Origin of the sequence: Candidatus Poriferisodalis sp. (assembly GCF_965237655.1) — a bacterium.
Classification (GTDB): domain Bacteria; phylum Actinomycetota; class Acidimicrobiia; order Acidimicrobiales; family Poriferisodalaceae; genus Poriferisodalis.
In genome coordinates, this window is sequence record NZ_CBDEGB010000002.1 from 1938535 (window position 1) to 1957134 (window position 18600).

Annotated in this window: 20 protein-coding genes and 1 tRNA gene; 11 read left to right on the forward strand and 10 right to left on the reverse strand. The window is 65.5% G+C overall.

Going from position 1 to position 18600, the window contains the following annotated elements:
• Positions 1 to 79: 79 nt before the first annotated feature.
• Positions 80 to 916, reverse strand: a complete 837-nt coding sequence (locus ACPXYO_RS17140; RefSeq protein WP_423923141.1) for a PP2C family protein-serine/threonine phosphatase — start codon at positions 914 to 916, stop codon at positions 80 to 82.
• A gap of 218 nt (positions 917 to 1134) precedes the next feature.
• On the opposite strand from ACPXYO_RS17140, the gene ACPXYO_RS17145 reads away from it, so the two are divergent.
• From ACPXYO_RS17145 to ACPXYO_RS17160, 4 genes are all read left to right on the forward strand, one after another.
• On the forward strand, positions 1135 to 1767 hold the full coding sequence (locus ACPXYO_RS17145) for a type IV toxin-antitoxin system AbiEi family antitoxin domain-containing protein (protein WP_423923143.1): 633 nt from the start codon (positions 1135 to 1137) through the stop codon (positions 1765 to 1767).
• Positions 1760 to 1906 carry a hypothetical protein gene (locus ACPXYO_RS17150; protein ID WP_423923145.1) on the forward strand — a complete coding sequence of 49 codons (147 nt, stop codon included), beginning with the start codon at positions 1760 to 1762 and terminating at the stop codon, positions 1904 to 1906. The genes ACPXYO_RS17145 and ACPXYO_RS17150 overlap by 8 nt, the downstream gene beginning before the upstream one ends.
• Positions 1907 to 2007: 101 nt before the next feature.
• Entirely contained in the window at positions 2008 to 2850 is an 843-nt protein-coding gene (locus ACPXYO_RS17155) for an IS5 family transposase (RefSeq protein ID WP_423917101.1), read from the forward strand.
• Positions 2851 to 2884: 34 nt separating this feature from the next.
• Positions 2885 to 3616, forward strand: coding sequence for a nucleotidyl transferase AbiEii/AbiGii toxin family protein (locus ACPXYO_RS17160; RefSeq protein WP_423923907.1), 732 nt, complete (start codon positions 2885 to 2887; stop codon positions 3614 to 3616).
• A 103-nt stretch (positions 3617 to 3719) separates the two neighbouring features.
• On the opposite strand, the gene ACPXYO_RS17165 is transcribed toward ACPXYO_RS17160, so the two are convergent.
• The gene (locus ACPXYO_RS17165; protein WP_423923147.1) at positions 3720 to 3995 is read right to left on the reverse strand and encodes a hypothetical protein; all 276 of its coding nucleotides are present in this window, start codon (positions 3993 to 3995) and stop codon (positions 3720 to 3722) included.
• Between the two features lie 231 nt (positions 3996 to 4226).
• Here ACPXYO_RS17165 and ACPXYO_RS17170 point away from each other — a divergent pair, with 231 nt between their 5' ends.
• Genes ACPXYO_RS17170 through ACPXYO_RS17195 form a run of 6 tightly spaced genes read left to right on the forward strand, consistent with a single transcriptional unit; the run spans position 4227 to position 10931 of the window.
• Positions 4227 to 5402 carry an aromatic ring-hydroxylating oxygenase subunit alpha gene (locus ACPXYO_RS17170; RefSeq protein WP_423923149.1) on the forward strand — a complete coding sequence of 392 codons (1176 nt, stop codon included), beginning with the start codon at positions 4227 to 4229 and terminating at the stop codon, positions 5400 to 5402.
• Complete coding sequence (locus ACPXYO_RS17175; RefSeq protein ID WP_423923151.1) at positions 5399 to 6427, forward strand: hypothetical protein; 1029 nt, start codon at positions 5399 to 5401, stop codon at positions 6425 to 6427. Before ACPXYO_RS17170 ends, ACPXYO_RS17175 begins: the two co-directional genes overlap by 4 nt.
• Before the next feature lie 6 nt (positions 6428 to 6433).
• On the forward strand, positions 6434 to 7291 hold the full coding sequence (locus ACPXYO_RS17180; protein WP_423923153.1) for an FAD binding domain-containing protein: 858 nt from the start codon (positions 6434 to 6436) through the stop codon (positions 7289 to 7291).
• Between the two features lie 21 nt (positions 7292 to 7312).
• The gene (locus tag ACPXYO_RS17185) at positions 7313 to 7777 is read left to right on the forward strand and encodes a (2Fe-2S)-binding protein (RefSeq protein WP_423923909.1); all 465 of its coding nucleotides are present in this window, start codon (positions 7313 to 7315) and stop codon (positions 7775 to 7777) included.
• Positions 7774 to 10140: a xanthine dehydrogenase family protein molybdopterin-binding subunit gene (locus ACPXYO_RS17190; RefSeq protein WP_423923155.1), complete on the forward strand. Its 2367-nt coding sequence runs from the start codon at positions 7774 to 7776 to the stop codon at positions 10138 to 10140. Before ACPXYO_RS17185 ends, ACPXYO_RS17190 begins: the two co-directional genes overlap by 4 nt.
• A 23-nt stretch (positions 10141 to 10163) precedes the next feature.
• On the forward strand, positions 10164 to 10931 hold the full coding sequence (locus tag ACPXYO_RS17195; protein WP_423923157.1) for an IclR family transcriptional regulator: 768 nt from the start codon (positions 10164 to 10166) through the stop codon (positions 10929 to 10931).
• 24 nt (positions 10932 to 10955) lie between these two features.
• On the opposite strand, the gene ACPXYO_RS17200 is transcribed toward ACPXYO_RS17195, so the two are convergent.
• The 3 genes from ACPXYO_RS17200 to ACPXYO_RS17210 form a co-directional block, all read right to left on the reverse strand.
• Positions 10956 to 11120 (reverse strand): hypothetical protein, encoded by a 165-nt coding sequence (locus ACPXYO_RS17200; protein WP_423923159.1) that lies wholly within the window; start codon positions 11118 to 11120, stop codon positions 10956 to 10958.
• Positions 11080 to 11163: transfer RNA gene (locus ACPXYO_RS17205), tRNA-Leu, on the reverse strand. Before ACPXYO_RS17205 ends, ACPXYO_RS17200 begins: the two co-directional genes overlap by 41 nt.
• Positions 11164 to 11255: 92 nt before the next feature.
• Complete coding sequence (locus tag ACPXYO_RS17210; RefSeq protein ID WP_423923161.1) at positions 11256 to 12095, reverse strand: TIGR03560 family F420-dependent LLM class oxidoreductase; 840 nt, start codon at positions 12093 to 12095, stop codon at positions 11256 to 11258.
• A 74-nt stretch (positions 12096 to 12169) separates the two neighbouring features.
• Between ACPXYO_RS17210 and ACPXYO_RS17215 the strand changes: the two genes are divergently transcribed.
• Positions 12170 to 13636, forward strand: a complete 1467-nt coding sequence (locus ACPXYO_RS17215; RefSeq protein WP_423923163.1) for an N-acyl-D-amino-acid deacylase family protein — start codon at positions 12170 to 12172, stop codon at positions 13634 to 13636.
• Here the strand turns inward: ACPXYO_RS17215 and secG are convergent.
• The 5 genes from secG to gap all read right to left on the reverse strand — a co-directional run bounded on the left by secG (position 13602) and on the right by gap (position 18548).
• A complete protein-coding gene (secG, locus tag ACPXYO_RS17220) occupies positions 13602 to 13829 on the reverse strand; it encodes a preprotein translocase subunit SecG (protein ID WP_423923911.1) in 228 nt (75 codons plus the stop codon). The two genes, ACPXYO_RS17215 and secG, sit on opposite strands and share 35 nt — an antisense overlap.
• Before the next feature lie 68 nt (positions 13830 to 13897).
• Positions 13898 to 15496 carry a thioredoxin family protein gene (locus ACPXYO_RS17225; RefSeq protein WP_423923165.1) on the reverse strand — a complete coding sequence of 533 codons (1599 nt, stop codon included), beginning with the start codon at positions 15494 to 15496 and terminating at the stop codon, positions 13898 to 13900.
• An 87-nt stretch (positions 15497 to 15583) separates the two neighbouring features.
• Entirely contained in the window at positions 15584 to 16351 is a 768-nt protein-coding gene (gene tpiA, locus ACPXYO_RS17230) for a triose-phosphate isomerase (RefSeq protein WP_423923167.1), read from the reverse strand.
• Between the two features lie 20 nt (positions 16352 to 16371).
• Complete coding sequence (locus ACPXYO_RS17235) at positions 16372 to 17529, reverse strand: phosphoglycerate kinase (protein ID WP_423923913.1); 1158 nt, start codon at positions 17527 to 17529, stop codon at positions 16372 to 16374.
• 14 nt (positions 17530 to 17543) lie between these two features.
• Positions 17544 to 18548 (reverse strand): type I glyceraldehyde-3-phosphate dehydrogenase, encoded by a 1005-nt coding sequence (gene gap / locus ACPXYO_RS17240; RefSeq protein WP_423923169.1) that lies wholly within the window; start codon positions 18546 to 18548, stop codon positions 17544 to 17546.
• Between the last annotated feature and the right edge of the window lie 52 nt (positions 18549 to 18600).

The window sequence follows — 18600 nt, forward strand, 5'->3', positions numbered from 1 at the left end:
CCGCTCTCCAGTTTGGCCGCGCGGCGGGACTCGCCGCATGAACTGCGCCTCCAGCGGACTCAGCCAGCTCTCCCGCCCATCAGCACGCCGGATCTCCCGGGCAAGAGTCACGGCCAGCTGTAATGCGGGCCACCGCGATGGTGGTGTTGTCAATCAATCCAGCGAATCGGGCGGTGTCAATCAGCGTGTCGGCAACCGCCTCGGCCGATCCCCGCCGCTCAGGCGGCAATGCGAAGCCGAGGCTCAGATCATCTGGATCGTCGCCGAACCAGCCTCGATCATGCGCCATCAAGACCGGGTCGAACAGCCCATCGGTCGCCAGAACGACAAGCAATCCCTGGTCGCGGACCCAGTCTTGGACACGCGCCGCGGGGACATCTTCGCTGAGGCTCTCGAGGTGACCCGGCGGCAGCTCATAGGTGCTGCCGGGACTCGCCCGGAACATGCCGATACCACGGCTGACGAACCCCATCGGCCCGCCATGAGGCGTGCTGTGCCAGCCCGGCCCGCCCGCAATGGGCACCAAGAACGCCATCGAGTCCCCCACCCACGACAACAGCAGGCCACCTTGGGGATTCCACGCTGCAACCACCAGCGTCGTGAGGGCGATCACCGACGACACACCCTCATCGGGGCCGCGCATCTCGGGGTGCAAGCTCCACGCGGCGGCGTTCGCCGCATCGAACGCTGCGGCCATCTCTGACTGGCTGGTGATGCAATCCGGCAGCGCATCCACCGCCACCTGCGCCGCCTCGTCCCCGAACGGATGACCGCCCAGCCCATCGGCCACCGCCATCACCCACGAACCGTCAGCGTTCACGACCGTCCGGACACGATCCTCTTGCCGATCCCGCGGCCCAACCTCAGACCGCGTCGCGATGTCCATGTCGACCGAGGCGGCTGAAGTCCGGGACATAGGGCATTCCGATCGAAGTCTCACCAGCGACGGTACCGAAACTGCACGATGGGAACCGCACCGCTTTTGCGGTAGTGGCCTGGTGTGACATGACCTGCAATCCATGTGGATGGTCAATTTATATACTTTGAAACTTATATTTACTGCAAGGTATTCAGTAATTTGGTATGATTTGTGTATAGAGAATCGCGGCAGAGTGCACGAGAGGAGGGCTTGAGATGGCTGGCAGCGTCATTGGGCGACTGGGAGATGTCCCCGCAGCTCAGCATGGGTATTTCACACGCGCGCAAGCCTCGGCGGCTGGGATTCCGGATTTTGATCTGACCAGGTCTGTGGGGCGCGGCCTGATCGAACGCGTAGGGCACGGCGTGTACAGGGTCGCGGGCGCCGGTTTCGATCCCCTGGCGGAACTGCGCATTGCATCGTTCCGGCTCGACCCGGAGCGAACACCCCGCCAGCGCGCCGCCGATCCCAGGGTCTGGGTCGCTCTTCAGTCAGCCGCGAGAGTTCACGGTTTCGGAGTATTCGCCGGCGGGCCGCACACGTTCGTGTCGCGCGGTCGCATTCAGCCTGGTCACGGCACAAGCGTCCGCCGCCGATCGCGAGGGCTCGAGCGCGGCGACTGGGAACTCAAGGACGGGTTTGCGGTGACGACGGTGAGCCGGACCACGGCCGATCTCATGAGCGATCATGTTGACGGCGGACACATCGGCCGGTTCATCAGCGACGCGCTCAACGCAGGCGCCATCAGCATGGTCCGACTGTGCGAGCGGCTCGGCGTGGACCCCGACGAGATCGAGTCCCTCCTCATGCAGAGCGGGGAACACGCGAGCGCCGGCGTCAATGACTGAGGCCGACGGCGAGGGAGGCGAGCAAGCGGTTCCCTACCGCACACCCGACGCATTCGACCAGGCGCTCCAGGAGCGGATCGCGAGAGCTGCAAACTCCGACTCCCTAAATGTCGCAGAGATTCGTCGCCAATTCGCTTAGAGGCCGCGCGGATAGGCGACCATCCACCAGTCGTCGGGTTGGGCCCGCTGTGATGCGGGCTGCTGTTCCAATCGACGACATGGTGGAGGTGCCTGCTCATCATGCGCGCTCTGACAAAGGCAGTGGTGGATGTCATCTGGGCGGCAGTCGAGCCGCTTTTGCCCCGCTCGCCGGATCGTCACCCGTTGGGCTGTCACCGGCCCCGCGTGTGCGACCGATTGTGTTTGCGGGGGATCATCTGGCGGCTGGTATTGGGCTGCTCATGGCGGTCCGTGGAGATCCTGTTGGACAACGCGGTGTCCGACACGACGCTGCGGTCACGCCGCGACGAGTGGGTCGCTGCGGGCGTTTTCGACCAGATCGCAGCCGAGGCGATCGCCGCATGGGACCGCATCATGGGCCTGCGACTCGGTGATGTGTGCATCGACGGGTCCGTCCACAAGGCGCCCTGCGGCGGCCCCGGGACCGGCAAAAGCCCTGTTGACAGACGCAAATCGGGCTGGAAGTGGTCCCTCGCGGTCGACGCCGAAGGCGTGCCGGTCGCGTGGTGCGCGGACGGCGCGAACCGCAACGACATCATGCTGTTCGAGCCAACCATGGCCGAGCTCGAACGACAAGGACTGCATCACGACATCGACACCATCCACCTCGACCGCGGCTACTGGGGCGCCCGCGTCGACGCCGCCGCGGACGCGGCCGGGATCTGCGACTTGGCGCGGCCGCCCAAACGCAAACCCAGCGCCGGCCCTGCCGAGCCGGCCACCGCCCCGCTGGGGCTGCGCTGGCATGTCGAGCGCGCCAACTCATGGCTCGCCGGCTACGGGCAGCTCAGACGCAACACCGACCGCCGACCCGAGCACCGCCAAGCCCAGCTCGCCCTCGCCGTCACCTTGATCATCACCCTCAAACTCATCGACCACCACGACCGCTGGCAACCCCACTGACCCACCTATCCGCTCATCCTCTTACAGCCGATTCCTGTACCGCGTGTTCGCCTCAGGCGACTCCGGATGGGTGCTCAAGGGCGCAACAGGGCTACTGGCACGCATACCCAACCGTGCTCGCCACAGCCTCGACATCGACCTGATGCGCCGCGACGACCTGCGTGAAGCCATCAGGTTGCTGCAGGTCCTCGGGCACCAGCGCGCTGACAATGACTTCTTCACATTCGACGTGCAACCGCAACGAGAACCCGCAGTCGACGCGCCCAACGCGGCGCTGTCAGCAACGGCATACCTAGGAGAGCGTGAATTCGAGAGGTTCAAGATCGATCTCGTTGTCGAATCGAACATGACGGCAAAACCTGAATCTGTCAGTCCAATCAAGCCGGTCGAGATCGCGGGACTGCGGTCGGTCCCATATCTGGTGTACCCGCTCGTCGACCACATCGCCGACAAGCACGCCGCCATGCTCGCCGACTATCTCGGACGCCCGAGCAGCCGGTACCGCAATCTCGTCGACTTGGCCATCATCGCCGGGTCGGAATCAGTCGGCGCAGCGACACTCAGCCACGCGCTGCACAGCGAATACGCGCATCGTCACATTCAGACACCCACAGTCGTCACGCTGCCGTCAGACGAATGGATTCCCGGCTACGAACAAGCGGCGAAACATGTCCCGAACCTGCCTCAACGCACCGCTGACGAAGCGCTGGAACTGGTAGGCAAGTTGCTCAATCCCATCCTCGCGGGCCGCACGGCCGGTACCTAGAGTCCGAGCGGAGCCCGCTGGACGGACTGACGGCGGTGCCGACTTCGCCTCAAGCGGCTCGGCGCGTCCGCAATTGACTGCTACCGCCGAGCCCGCTAGGCGCTCACACTTGCAGCACGTACAGCTCGCGATACTGGCCCAGTGTCTCCACCATGCGCTGACGTTCGGCCAATGTGGCCGCGTGCAGCCTGCGCCAATCGGCGGCGTCCAACGTGTCGGCCGCGTCGGGGTCTTCGTCGTCGAACTGGACGGTCTGTAGGTGGTCAGCCGCGAGCCCTAGTTCGTGCGGCGAGATGTATTGACACAGCACCGTCACGGTCGCCCTTAGCACGGCGTTCCGTGCTTGCTGCTGAGTGATGAAGTCGGCAGTTTCGCTCATGGCTGAGAGGGTAACCGTGGCCAACCGAGGCGGCGCTGGGGGTAGCCGAGGGGTAACTGAGGGGCGAATAGGGCGCTGACCTGTGGCTATCCGCTCCCCTTGGCTCCATATCTGCCCCCACAGCGAGACATCGCTTGATCGTGGCAGCCGACAACCCGCTGGGCCCGGACGGTCGGAGTGACGTTCGCCATGGCAGGCGGGCTGATGCCCTGCTATGCAACGGATAATGGAGTGAGTATCGCGACGCGGAACCGTGAGGAATGGAGTGACGTGATGTCAGATACGTCCGAGGTAGATTCGAGAGGGACCAGGGTCGCGTTGGACCAGGCGACCCATGCGCCGGGCGCGATCTATGCCAGTCCGGAGATCTTCCGTCGCGAGGTGGCCGAATACTTCAAACGCGAGTGGCTCTACGCAGGACGGGTCGAGGAGCTGGCCGATCCGGGTGACTACATGGCGCTGCGCCTGGTTGGCGAGCCCGTACTGCTCTCGCGCGATCGAGACGGTCAGCTACACGCCAGCTACAACATGTGCGTCCACCGAGGTGTCGAGGTTGCGTACGGATCGGGCAATCTCAAGGCATTCAGCTGCCCGTACCACGGTTGGGTCTACGGTCTCGACGGCCAGTTGAAAGGCGCCGCCTTCATGGCCGAGAGCAAGGGATTCGACGTCGCCGATTGCGCCCTGACACCACTGCGGCTCGACGTCTGGCGGGGCAACATCTTCATCAACTTCGATCACGATGCCGGACCGCTGGCTGACGCAATGGCCGGGATCGACGAGGAGTTCTCTTTCCTCGGGTGGGAGAAATGCCGCCTGGGCAACAAGATCGAAATCGACCTCGCGTGCAACTGGAAGTTCATACACGAGAACTTGATGGACTTCTACCACGTCGGGGTGCTGCACGCGGACAGCTTCGGCGCCAACTTCAAGTTCGAGCCCGACCACGTGAACATCAAACCCGACGGCGGTCTTTCGATCTTCTACGATGCCGGCCCTCCCACGCCGGGCGCCGAGCCACTGCTCGGCAAAATGCCGTGGCTCGAGGACAGGCCGCACAGTTTTGCCTGTACTGCGTTCACCGCGCCCAACCTGACGTTCTTCGGCCGCATCGACTGCATTCGGCCGATGATCTCGTGGCCGATCGACGAGGGCCGCACCCGGGTGGTCATCTACCAACTGTTTCCCGAGGAATTCTTCGACAGGCCGGACTTCGTCGAGACGCTGAAGATCTACCACGACTATCAGATCCTGGTACTCGAAGAGGACCGAATCATGATCGAGTCGATGCAACAGGCGATGAGTTCACCCGCCTACCGGCCCGGGCGTATGAGCACCCTGGAGAAGGGCGTTCACAACTTCCTCAACGGCTATCTGGACCGCGTGATCGGTGGAGCGACCCCATGACAGCCACTGTTGCCGGCGCAGCGGACGTGCTGATGCGCGACTACATGGCATTGGAGCCGAACGAGACCGTCCTGATCACCGCCGACACCGACAGCGACGAAGTGGTGTGGCAGGCGGTGCTCGCAGCATCACTGCTCGCCGGTGCCAATGCATCGGTCCTGTTGATCCCGCCGCTTCCGTATCAAGGTCGCCTTGCCGACCCGTACCTCACTCCGGCTGTTTCGGCCGCAGCGCTGGCCGCAGATGTGTGGATTGATCTCACGTTCCCCTACCTCGCTGGTTCGGAGCTTCACGATCAGGCGATGGAGGGCGAACACATCCGCTATCTGCTGGGTGCCGACCTTAACGCCGAGGGCCTGTTGAGGCTGTTTGGGCGGGTCGATCTCGACCGCTACTTCGCGGTACACCATGCCTTTGACGCGCTGGTGAACGAAGCGGTCGGCAAGACCGTGCGCATCACGGACAACGCTGGCACCGACGTGAGCTTCATTCTCGGGCCGCGTGGATTCTCCAAGCCGCGACGAGCCGATAAGCCAGGGACGGTCCTGGTGCCGGGGCAATGCACGATGTTCCCCGAAGTCGAATCGGTGAAGGGGCGCATCGAGGTCGGTGCCATCTTTCACGAGTACTACACCCAGCTCGCTGCACCCATGACCCTCGAGATCGATGGCCGCATTCGGGCCATTGCGGGCGGAGGCAATGAGCGATCCGTCGCGGACCGAGCCCTGCGGCGGGCAGGTTCGGACGGCAACTATGGATATGTCATTCACTTCACCCACGGCATCCATCCCACGGCCCGAGTTACGGGCGACTCGTTCATCGAGGACACCCGTGCCCGGGGCAACAACGCCATCGGCATGGGCATGCCGTGGTGGGACCCCGGCGGCGGTGAGAACCACCCCGACGCTGTATTGTTCTTGCACACGATCGACATCGATGGTCGACGTGTCGTCGAAGACGGTGCCATCGTGGGCCCTGAGTCGTTGGTGGCTCTCGCAGCAGAGCTGCGGCCCATCGTCGGCTGAGTCTCCATGAAACCCGCACCATTCTCGTTTGTTGCCCCCGAGTCGCTCGACGCGGTGGTCCGAGCCATGGCCGAGTACGGCGATGACGCTCGGATTCTCGCAGGAGGCCAGAGCCTGGTTCCGCTCATGAATCTCCGGCTGGCCCGACCCGAGGTGCTCGTGTCGATCAACCGCTGTCAAGAGCTCGACTACATCCGGCTCTCGAACGATCGCCTCGTCGTCGGTGCGCTCGTGCGCCAGATTGATGCCGAGACCGACTCGCTGGTCGAAGCCGAGTGCCCGTTGCTGGCCAAGGCGCTCCCCCACGTCGGGCTACCCGCTACGCGCAACCGTGGCACCGTCTGCGGCAGTCTGGCCCATTGCGACCCGCTAGCCGAGTTGCCGGCCGTTGCGCTCGCGTTGGAGGCCGATCTGGTGCTCACGAGTGTCACTGGCGAACGTCGGGTTCCGGCTCACGACTTCTTCGTAGCTGACATGACTACCAGCATCGAGCCAGGTGAGGTCGTTTCGGCGGTCACGTTCAGACGACAGGACCCAAGCGAACGAAGCGCCCTGGGGGAAGTCTCGAACGGGGGCCACGCGTTCGCGGTGGGCGGGGTCGCATTGCGGTGGGGCAGCGTGGACGGCGTCTGCACGATGGCACGCATCGCGGCGTTCGGCGTTGGGTCGGTGGCCCAGCGTTTGATCGACGCCGAGGGCGCGCTGGTCGGCTCCGACCTCGGCCCAGAAGCAATCGCAGCCGCCGTCGCGACGGCCCGCAGCGCAGTCAATCCGACCGGTGACATCCACGCCGACGCCGAGTACCGACGACACCTCGTCGGCGTCCTTGTTGAACGCGGCCTGCTGGACGGGGAGGGTCCATGACAGACGAATACCAGGTGAAGGATCACCGTCAACGGGCGAAGCCGAGAATCCCGTGTGGAGCCGCGGCGGTTGCTCGTCGACTTCCTGCGACACGATCTCGGCCTGACGGGCACCCACATCGGCTGTGAGCAAGGGGTGTGCGGTGCGTGCACGGTGCTGCTCGACGGCCGCACCGCACGCAGCTGCCTGCACTTCGCTGTGGCGGTTGACGGATCGGACATCCGCACCGTGGAAGATCTCGCAGACCTCGATGAGCTCCATCCGATCCAAGAGATGTTCCACCGCAAACATGCCCTCCAGTGCGGTTTCTGCACGCCGGGATTCCTCCTCACGGCGGTCGAGTTGCTGGAACGCACCGCCGACCCCGATGAGGCCACCATCCGGGAGGCACTGATGAACAACGTCTGTCGCTGCACCGGCTACGCCAACATCGTCGATGCGGTAGCTGAGGCCGCGGTGGAGCTGCGACGAGGGCACCGAGCATGAGCAGCGACCGGCAAGGCGCCGTTGGGCAAAGCGTTTTGCGTCGAGAGGACGACTACCTCCTACGGGGCCAGGGCCGCTTCGTCGACGATCTGCCCGCGCCGATCAACACCCTGCACCTTGCCTTCGTGCTCAGCCCCTACGCCCATGCCCGAATCGTGTCGATCGACGTGAGCGAGGCGCGCGCGCTCGATGGCGTGGTCGACGTTCTCACCGGCGAGGATCTGGCAGCCCTGGTGAAGCCGATCGCTGCTCAGATAGAGCTGCCCGGCTACAGCTACAACACCCGCGACGTGCTGGCTGTCGACGAAGTGCGGTTTGCGGGCGAGGCGGTGGCCGTGGTCCTGGCCGAGAGCCAGTACCTCGCCGAAGACGGCATCGAGCTGGTCCAAGTCGACTACGAGCCGCTTCCAGTGGTCACCGAGATCGACGAAGCGACCGATCCCGCCGCCCCACAGGTCAATCCAACGGTGCCGGGCAACGTCTACTACGAGGGTCGATTCGCAACCGATGGCGTGGCCGCTGGTTTCGAAGCGGCGGCCCATGTCATCTCCGAAGACTTCCGCTCGAACCGTGTGACCGCTGTTCCGATTGAACCCCGAGGGTGTCTTGCTGTGCCCGAGCAGGCGGGCAACCTTGTCTTCTACTCCTCGACCCAGATACACCATCTGCTGCGGACTGCCCTGGCCGAGTTCCTCGACGCTCCAGAGTCAACCCTGCGGGTAGTGGTTCCCGACGTCGGCGGCGGATTCGGCATCAAGGCGGCCCTCTACCCCGAAGAGTTCGTCTGCGCCGCGCTCGCCCGGCGTTTGCGTCGGCCCGTGAAGTGGATTCAGGACCGGTATGGATCCCTGCTCACCGATGTACACGCCCGTGATAACCGCTACCGGGTTGAGGCCGCGGTCGATGATGACGGCATCGTTCTCGCGCTGAGGGCCGAGATTCGAACCAATGGCGGCGCCTACTCAGCGTTGCCTTTCGGCTGCACCCTGGAGACCACCGGTGGCGCCCGCATGATCGTTGGGCCGTACCGGATCACCGAATACGAGTACACGGCCACCGCCGTCGCAACCCACACCGCGCCTGTGCTGGCCTATAGGGGCGTGGCCCAACCGGTTTGCTTCATGGCGATCGAGGGCATCATGGACCGGATTGCCCGCCGGCTCGGGCTCGATCCAGCCGAGGTTCGGCTGAGAAACATGGTGCCCACCTCAGAGCTTCCGTGGACCAACATCGTTGGTGTCCGCTACGACACAGGCAGTTTCATAGAGTCGCTCAACCAAGCGATGGAGATGGCGAACTACGACGAGTTCCGCGCCCGCCAGGCGGCCCAGGGCCGACTCGTCGACGGCAAGTACCGAGGCATCGGTATCTGCAGTTTCACGGAGGTGAGTGGGACGGGAGCCCCAGGCTGGCGTGCCCGCGGGCTGACCCGTCTGCCCGGATTCGACAGCGGGACGGTGAAGGTGGAGCCCACCGGCAAAGTGACGGCCTTCGTGAGCCACGCTCATTCGGGGCAAGGCCACTTCACGACCTTCGCGCAGGTCGTCGCCGACGAGCTCGGGGCCCGACTGGAGGATGTGACGATCGTCGAGGGCGACACCGCCGCCGGGCCCTACGGCACGAACACCTTCGCAAGCCGCAGCGCAGTCACGGGCGGCGGAGCGCTGGTGCGGGCGTCGGAGAAGGCCAGGCTGAAGCTGGCGCGGATCGCCGCGTCGATGCTCGAGTCCACGCCAGAAGACATCGTGGTCTCCGACGGTCAGATGCACGTCGCTGGCGTGCCGAGCCGATCGCTCTCATTCCGAGAGGTCGCTGAGACGGCGTACGCCATGAACACGTTCGACCTCCCCGAAGGCGAGAGCTTTGGCCTCGAGGAGACCGACTTCTACGACCCGCCCCTGGTCACCATGGCCAATGCGACCCACATTGCACAGGTGGCTGTCGATGCCGGAGACGGGACCGTCGACATCGAGGGGTACACCGTCGTACATGACTGCGGTCGCATCATCAACCCGATGATCGTCGACGGTCAGGTGATGGGCGGTGTGGCACAAGGCATCGGCGAGGCGCTCATGGAAGAATTTGTGTACGACGAGGACGGCCAGGTCCGCACGGCGACGCTGATCGACTATCTCCTGCCCAGCTCGGTGGACGTTCCCAACTTCCAGATCGCTCACATCGAGTCTCCGTCGATCGATGCCGTCGGTGGGTTCAAGGGCGTGGGGGAAGGCGGTGTGATCGGAGCAGTACCCGCGCTCGTCAACGCAGTCGCCGACGCTCTGTTCGATCTCGACGTCAACGTCAACACCAAGCCACTTCGACCCGCGCTGCTGTCACGCCTCATTCGAGAGGCCGGAGGGTGACGGCGGCTTCAGCCAGCCACGGGGTGAAGTCCAGCGAGGTTGGTGCCCGGGTGCTGGCCGCCCTCGCCGAGGCTCCCGGTGCCCTCCCCCTCGGCGAGCTTGCGTCGCGGGCTGACATGATGCCGAGCAAGGCGCGCCGATATCTCGTCAGCCTGATCCGCTGCGACCTCGTGCTGCAGGATCCGATCACCGGTCGCTACGATCTCGGCCCCGGCGCGTGGCAGTTGGGCTTGGCCGGTCTGCGGCGGCTTGACGCGGTTCGCTTCGCGACCGACGCGTTGGTCGAGCTCAACCAAGGCCTCGATGTAACCACCGCGCTATCGGTGTGGGGCCAGCACGGGCCGGTGATCATTGGCTGGCGCGATGCCAGCGAGGTTGTTCACTGCAACTTGTACATCGGTTCCGTGCTGCCGCTCATCGGAACGGCAACCGGCAGGATCTTCTTGGCCTATCAGCCATGGCGAATGATTGACGAGAGGGTCGCCGAAGAGCTCGAACGGCTGGCGGGTTCTCCTCTTGGTGATCGCTATCGTGATGCTGGCGCGGTGCAGGATCTGATCGATCAGGTTCGCCGAGACAGGTTGGCCATCTCCCGCGGCGACTATTTGCCCGGGCTCAGCGCCGTCGCCGCACCGGTGTTCGATCATCAAGGTCGACTTGTTGCGTCGACCGCAGTTCTGGGTCGGAGTGGGACGATGGATGGTGTCGGCCCAGATTCCCCCGCAGCGGCTCTTCGCCAGGCGTCGGAGGAGGTCTCCCACAAACTCGGCTATTCCGCCACGTTCGACTGACGGCGCACGGCACTGTTGCGAAGGTCAACCGACCGGCGTGGCTTGCGGTTTGGCGTCGGGATACGACCAGATCACCTCGGCGAGCTCATCGAACGCCACTGCGAGACGTAGAGGCTCAAGCTCTGCTTCGACACCGAGCACCTGTTTGTGTCGGAGGGGGGACTTGAACCCCCACACCCTTTCGGGCACTAGATCCTTAATCTAGCGCGTCTGCCAATTCCGCCACTCCGACATGAAAACCCAAAATCGCTGCATCGCAGCCCCCTTGAGGGCCACAGCGGAGCGCATCATCATAGCGTTGCGTACTGAGTCGCCCGGCGGCGATCAGGCCTCGTCGATCGCCGTCGCCAGGGCGTCGAGACTCACCGGATCCAGTTCGCCTCGCCACGACCACACGACGATGTCGACCCCGGCGTCGAAGAAGTCCTGCGCCCCCGCTACAGCCTTGTCGATGTCGCCGTCGGCCTCGAAACCGAGATGCACCGACCGGTCGATCTCGGCCTCATCACGGCCCACGCGTTCGCAATGCGCCCGCAGAATCTCGTCCAGCTCCTGCCACGCTGCGACATCGGCCGGGAAGGTCATGTCCCACTGATCGGCGTACTTCGCAGCGGTGCGCAATGTCCGCACCCGGCCCTGCCCGCCGATGACGATCGGGATCCGCTCCTGGATCGGCTTGGGCTCGCACCACGCGTCGGTGAGCTCGAAGAAACGCCCCTTGTGCGTAGTCGTGGTCTCGGTCAGCAGCTTGACGATGACCTCCATGCCCTCTTCGAGCCGGTCAGAGCGGTCCCGCAACGGGCCGAGATCGATGCCGTAGGCGTCGCTTTCCATGAAGTTCCAGCCAGCGCCCATCCCCAGTTCGAAGCGACCGTTGGAGATGTGGTCGAGCGTGGCGGCCATGTTGGCGGTCACTGCCGGATGGCGGTGGTGCATGCCGTTGACCATGGCGCCGAGACGTATTCGCGTCGTCGCCTGCGCCAAAGCGGCCAGCATCGTCCAGCCCTCGAGGTTGGGACCGTCGTAGGGCGGTGCCAACGGATAGAAGTGGTCCCAGCTCCACGCCGACTCGAAGACCTCGAACTCGTCGGCGGCTTGCCAGATGGCCAGATACTCCGGCCAGGTGGCGTGGTGCGGCGGTGTCTTGATCGCGTGACGTCCCATGAGGACTCCTTGTCGCAGGCGACCCGAACGATACGTGGTGAACTCGCGACCGTGACCTGGTTGGGAAAGGGCTCATGGCAGTGATCGACAAAGCGGAGTTGATCATCCGCAACGCCCGCTTGGTCGATGGAACCGGCGCTCCGTCGACCCATGGCGACATCGCAGTCACCAATGACAGGATCGTCGGGCTGGGCGATCTCGGCCACGCGGAAGGCGCCGTCGAGATCGATGCGGACGGCAAGGCGGTGGCGCCCGGCTTCATCGACGTGCACACCCACGACGACCGTGCGCTGCTGGTCGATCCCCTGATGGCACCCAAGGTCAGCCAGGGCGTCACCACGGTCGTCACCGGCAACTGCGGAGTCAGCTTGGCGCCACTGCGGACCACAGGGCGGCCACCGGCACCGCTCGACCTCGTCTGCCCCGACGGCGCGGCTTTCTTCTCGGAATTCGATGACTACCTCGCTGCCCTCGATGGAGAACCGGCGGCTGTCAACGCACTCTGCCTGGTCGGCCACGCCTCCCTGCGGGTTGAGGCCATGGACAATCTGCACCGCCCGGCGACTGGAGATGAGATCAAGGCCATGCGGGGCCGCCTGGAGCGAGCATTGGAGGCCGGGGCTATCGGCCTGTCGACGGGTCTCTACTATGCGCCGGCCGCGGCTGCACCGACCGAGGAGATCATCGAGCTGGCCAGAGCGGTTCGGGCCGCGGGCGGCATCCACACGACCCACATGCGAGACGAAGCGGACCGGGTCAGCGAGTCGTTGGAAGAGACATTCACCATCGGCCGCGAAGCCGGCGTTCCAGTGGTGATCTCGCATCACAAGTGCTCCGGGCAGGCCAACCACGGCCGCTCGACAGAGACCTTGGCGCTGATCGAAGCAGCACGGCACCGCCAACGAATCAGCCTCGACGCCTACCCCTACATCGCCAGCTCGACGACTTTGGATTCAACAAGGCTGGCGGATGCCAGCAAAGTGCTGGTGACTTGGTCCAAAGCGCAGCCCGCGGCTGCTGGGCGAGACCTCGCCGAGATCGCAGCCGAGATGGGTCTCGACCCCGAAGCTGCGGTCGAAGCGTTGCTGCCCGCCGGCGGGATCTTCTTCATGATGGACGAGGCGGACGTGCGCCGCATCCTGGCCTACCCAGGCACCATGATCGGCTCCGACGGCCTGCCGCACGACGAATTCCCGCACCCGCGCCTGTGGGGCACCTTTCCACGGGTGCTTGGTCACTATGCGCGCGAGCAAGGCCTCTTCTCTCTGGAAGAAGCAGTGCACAAAATGACGGGGCTGCCGGCCCGACGTTTCGGTTTGGCGGATCGGGGCGTGCTGGAGGCCGGTGCGATGGCCGACCTCGTGCTTTTCGACCCAGAGACAGTGATCGACACCGCCACCTTCGAGCAGCCGAAGCAGCCGGCGCGCGGAATCGAACTCGTCGTGGTCAACGGCAGGGCGATCTGGCGGGACGGCGCCAGCACCGGTGCTCGGCCGGGCCGGGCAATCAGGCGAGGAGCAAACCCAGAATCAACGTGGTGAAGCCGAACGAGACGGCAACCACGACCGTGATGCGGCTGAGGTTCTTTTCGGCAACGGTTGAGCCCGCGGCAGCGGTTCCGACGCTGCCGCCGAACATGTCGGACACGCCGCCGCCACGGCCGCTGTGCAGCAGCACCAGGCCAATCAATCCGAAGGCCGACAGCAGGTGAATGCTGCCGATGATCCACGTCATCACGGGCAACGAGGCTACCGGCGCCTGACGCTGGCCCCGAGGGCGGGCGGGTTGTTCGGAGTTTGTTTCTACGGGCGGATCGGGTGCGTGATCGGGGTGCTGCCCTTGGCGCCCGGCACCCATCCCTCGATGATGGCGCTGAAGCCGCCCGCTCCCCCGCCTGCCCGCACCACCATCGGCGACCACGGGGGCAGCTTTCGCAGGTTCCCGTCTGCGGAGCCTTCGGTGGATCCGAACACGAGCCCACCATCAGCGGGCCCGCTCCCACCGTCGGCACCTGCGGTGCCCTTCAGGTACTGCAGGAACCCGGCGGGAAGACCCTCTTGGATGCCTCCCGCGTCGCGGGCTGCGAAGTCGAGGTCCATCTGCAGCAGTGGCTCGAGTTCGTCGTGGAAGCGCTGCTTGGTCCAGCCCGAATCGGCGAACGTCGACATGTGCTCGGGCGTCATCACCAGCATCGCCTCGCCGGGCAGCTTGCGATTCCCGACACACATGAGCTGCTGTGCGATCGTGCGGATGAGCGAGTCGGGAGTGCGTGAGATCTGATCGGTGCAGCCGATCGGGCCGTGCCCGGCGAACAGCGTCACGGTGTCTTGTCCCGGCTCGAAGCCCCGGCTGACCGACAGCGGCGGCCAGCCGTCGGGCAGGCCCTCCTCGTCTTCGGCGAAGCACCAGCCGACTTTCGAGGGCGACCCCAGTGCGGAGCGGTCGATGCCGCCGATGCCGGGCTTGCCGCCGCCCACGTTGCGGATCACCAACTGCAGCGCTCGCCCGATGGTGGAGTTGGCGCGATTGCCCTGGCCGAGCGCGTTCTTGTCGGTGTTCATGCCGATGCGGCGCCGGATCGGGCCGTTCACGATCACGATCGGTCCCGAGAACCACAGCGTGCACAGCAGGCCGTGCATATTGAACGTGTCAGTACACGCAGCCTCGACGGCCGCAAGTACCACCGGCAAGTACTCGGGCTTGCAGCCGGCCATGACGGCATTCACCGCGACCTTCTCCACTGTGCACTCGGCCAGTGTCGGCGGCACCACGGCCATGATCTCGTCGGGAGCCCGAGTGGTCGCCGCCAACATGGCTGCGACTCGTGCTTCGGTCGGCGGCACCACCGGCAACCCGTCGGACCAGCCGCGGTCATAAGCAGCCTCGACTGGATCCTCAGCAGAGGCCAGCTCCACACGGCGGCTTGCGAACGACGTCGCCCCGAAGCGCAATGCCAGCTTGTCGGCCAGCAGCGGGTCAACCGAGAGCGATCCGCAGCCAGGCCGCATCTCGGCCAGACCGGCGCCCAGATCATCGGCCCCGCTGAGCGCCTCCCAGCTGCGACGGTCCCAGCCGACGGTGCGCGCCATCTCTCGACCGTCCACCACGGCCATGAGTGTGGGGACGGTGTCGATGTCGTGATGCCACGACACGGAGAGGTCGGCATCGTGAACAACATCCGCCGACGATCCCGTCACGCCCGCCGGAAAGGCGGGGTCGTCCTGGGTGAACACGGTGAGACCGGTTCCGCTGCGTGCCGCATGGTCGACGAGCTCGGCGAGCACCGGCTCGACATCGCGGCACGTCGGGCAGTCGCGTTTCACGAATGCCACGAGGCCGTCCGAAAGGGACGGGCGCCCACCACCGGAGTCAGCGGCTGGAAACTGGCTTTCAGGAGACACGCCGTGACTCTAGGTTCGGCCCCCTGGCCGCCGCTGCCGGCGCCACACACGCCTCTTTTCGTTTGCGATCCACGCGCCGTACAGGCGCTATCTGGCCGCGTTGACGATTCGGGCGAATTGGGTGGCGTCAAGGGAGGCGCCGCCGACGAGGGCGCCGTCGATATCTGGCTGGCCGAGCAACTCTGGGGCGTTGACGGGCTTGACCGATCCACCGTATTGGACTCGCACCAGCGAGCCGGTGCCGGGGCGCATCTCGTCGATGACACGACGCGCCCTGGCGCACATGTCCTGGGCATCCACGGGTGACGCATTGCGGCCCGTACCGATTGCCCACACTGGCTCGTAGGCCACCACCAGCGTTTCGAATTGCGCCCGCGTGAGCTTGGCGAGGCTGCCGCGGAGCTGTGTGGTCACGACGTTGGTGGCGCGGCCGGCTTCGCGGTCTTCGAGTGTTTCGCCGACGCAGACAATCGGGGTCATGCCCTGCTTAGCCACTGCTGCGGCTTTGGCTGCGACGATCTCGTCGGTCTCGCCGAAGAGGGCTCGCCGCTCGCTGTGGCCGACGATGACATAGGTCACGTCGAGCTTGGCCAGCATGGTTGGCGAGACCTCGCCGGTGAAGGCGCCCTGTGCCTGGTCGTGGCAGTTCTGTGCGCCGAGCTTGAACTCGAGGCGGTCGACGTCAATGACGGTCTGGCATGATCGCAGGTCCACAAATGGCGGATGGAGGCTCACCTCGACCTGGTCGTAACGGTGCCGGGCCAACTCGTAGCTCAGCTTCTGGCAGAGCTGGATGGCCTCGAGGTGGTTGAGGTGCATCTTCCAATTGCCCGAGATCAGTGGCGTTCGACTCATCGTCCCTCTCCCCGACTGGCTCACCGCTGTGGCGAGTCTCGCAGCGCCGCTAGGCCGGGCAGGTCGCCGTGCTCGATGAGTTCGAGGCCTGCGCCTCCCCCGGTCGAGATGTGATCCATGTACGGCGCCAGGCCGAATTGGGCCACGGCGGCCGCGCTGTCACCGCCCCCGACCACAGTGAAGGCCCGGGAGTCGGCCATCGACTGGGCGACCGCACGGGTTCCGGCGGCAAACCGGTCGTCTTCGAACAGCCCCATCGGGCCATTCCAGAACACCGTCCGGGCTCCAGCGATCACGTCGTCGAATTCCGCCGCCGAACCGGGTCCGATGTCGAGGCCGCGGTAGCCGTCGGGCAGGCTGCGCCCCATCTGGCGGACGGTGCCGCCGGCATCCAGCGCAGTGATGTCGTTGGGCAGAACGATGTTGGCGCCGCCCGCAAGCAGGCGCTCGCAGGTCTCGATGAAGTTGGGTTCGCAGAGCGAGTCGCCGATGGGGTGGCCCATTGCGGCCAGGAACGTGAAGCACATGCCCCCGCCGATGACCAGCGTGTCCACCACCGAGAGCAGCGCTTCGACCGCGCCGAGCTTGTCGCTCACCTTGGCTCCGCCCAGCACGGCCACGAACGGCCGCTTGGCGTCGGTGCGCAGGCCGCCCAGTACTTCGGCTTCCCGGTGCAGCAAGCGGCCAGCTGCGCTCGGCAGGTACTGCGGCGGACCGACGATGGAAGCGTGCGCCCGGTGGCTGACGCCGAAGGCGTCGTTCACGTAGCCATCGAAGGGGGCGGGGCTGCCAGCGCCGAATGGGGCAGTGACTGCGCCGCCGACCAGAGCGTCGACGAACTCGGGGTCGTTGGCGGTCTCGCCGAGGCGGAAGCGGAGATTCTCCGCCAAGGCAATGCTGGGTGCCAGCTCTAAGAGACGCTCGGCGACCGGGGCCAGCGAGAAACGCTCGTCGGGTGCGCCGCCGGGGCGGCCCAGGTGCGAGCACGCCGTGACGGCAGCGCCCCGCTCGATCAGCCAGCGCAGGGTCGGCAGCGCCGCACGGATGCGCAGATCGTCAGCGATCTCAGGCGTGCCGTCGGGTCCGTCGCGCAGCGGAAAGTTGAAGTCGCAACGCACGAGGATCCGCCGGCCGTCGAGGCCACCGAGCCGTTGCTCGAGATCCTCGAGCAACGGCAGCGTGCCGACTTCGCTCATCGGCTGCAGATGATGTCCACGAGATCCACCAGCCGGTTCGAGTAGCCCCACTCGTTGTCGTACCAGCCGAGGACCTTGACCATGCTGCCCATCGCCATGGTCAGGCCGGAATCGAACACGCAGCTGGCCGGGTTGCCCACGATGTCGCTGCTCACGAGCGGGTCCTCGGAGTAGTCGAGCACTCCTGCCAAGGGTCCGCTGCCAGCGGCGGCGGCGAAGGCCTTGTTCACCTCCTCGACGCTCGGGCTGGCGTCGAGGGTCGCTGTGAAGTCGGTGATCGAACCGTCGGGAATCGGAACACGCAGCGAGGTTCCGTCCAGCCTGCCCGCCATCGACTGCAGCACCAGCCCAGTCGCACGGGCGGCACCGGTCGAGGTCGGGATGATGTTCACTGCTGAGGCGCGGGCCCGGCGCAAGTCGGAGTGCGGTCCGTCCACCAGCGACTGGTCGCCTGTGTAGGCGTGAATGGTGGTCATGAGGCCCTGCTGCACGCCGAAGGCCTGATCGAGCACCTGCACCATCGGCACGAAGCAGTTTGTGGTGCAGCTCGCGTTCGAGACCACCTTGTGCGCTGCGGGGTCGAAGTCGGCGTCGTTCACGCCCACGACGAAGGTGGCGTCGGCGCCCGACGCAGGCGCCGACACGACCACGAGCGGGGCGCCAGCTTCGAGATGCATGGCCGCCTTGTCGCGGGAGGTGAAGATGCCGGTGGACTCCACCACCACATCCACCCCGTAGTGGGCCCACGGCAGATCGGCAGGGTTCCGCTCCGACAGCACCGGCAGCACCTTGCCGTCAATCGAGATGCCGCCGTCGGTGGCGGCGATGTCGTTCGACAGGTTGCCCAGCACTGAGTCGTACTTCAGCAGGTGGGCCATCGTCGCCGTGTTTCCGAGGTCATTCACCGCCACGATCTCGATGTCGCAGTCGGGGCGGTCGGCCGCCCGGTAGAAGTTGCGTCCGATCCGGCCGAAACCGTTGACGCCCACGCGCACGCTCATCTGCTGCTATCCCCTTCGCTCCACGAACCTCGCGGGCTGCCTGTGCCCGGGC

Coding starts and splice junctions, on each gene's coding strand:
- gap (WP_423923169.1), bottom strand. CDS start 18,548: ATGAGCGTGCGCGTGGGCGTCAACGGTTTCGGCCGGATCGGACGCAAC.
- ACPXYO_RS17155 (WP_423917101.1), top strand. CDS start 2,008: ATGCGCGCTCTGACAAAGGCAGTGGTGGATGTCATCTGGGCGGCAGTC.
- ACPXYO_RS17175 (WP_423923151.1), top strand. CDS start 5,399: ATGACAGCCACTGTTGCCGGCGCAGCGGACGTGCTGATGCGCGACTAC.
- ACPXYO_RS17140 (WP_423923141.1), bottom strand. CDS start 916: ATGTCCCGGACTTCAGCCGCCTCGGTCGACATGGACATCGCGACGCGG.
- tpiA (WP_423923167.1), bottom strand. CDS start 16,351: ATGAGTCGAACGCCACTGATCTCGGGCAATTGGAAGATGCACCTCAAC.
- ACPXYO_RS17190 (WP_423923155.1), top strand. CDS start 7,774: ATGAGCAGCGACCGGCAAGGCGCCGTTGGGCAAAGCGTTTTGCGTCGA.
- ACPXYO_RS17210 (WP_423923161.1), bottom strand. CDS start 12,095: ATGGGACGTCACGCGATCAAGACACCGCCGCACCACGCCACCTGGCCG.
- ACPXYO_RS17215 (WP_423923163.1), top strand. CDS start 12,170: ATGGCAGTGATCGACAAAGCGGAGTTGATCATCCGCAACGCCCGCTTG.
- secG (WP_423923911.1), bottom strand. CDS start 13,829: ATGACGTGGATCATCGGCAGCATTCACCTGCTGTCGGCCTTCGGATTG.
- ACPXYO_RS17150 (WP_423923145.1), top strand. CDS start 1,760: ATGACTGAGGCCGACGGCGAGGGAGGCGAGCAAGCGGTTCCCTACCGC.
- ACPXYO_RS17180 (WP_423923153.1), top strand. CDS start 6,434: ATGAAACCCGCACCATTCTCGTTTGTTGCCCCCGAGTCGCTCGACGCG.
- ACPXYO_RS17165 (WP_423923147.1), bottom strand. CDS start 3,995: ATGAGCGAAACTGCCGACTTCATCACTCAGCAGCAAGCACGGAACGCC.
- ACPXYO_RS17145 (WP_423923143.1), top strand. CDS start 1,135: ATGGCTGGCAGCGTCATTGGGCGACTGGGAGATGTCCCCGCAGCTCAG.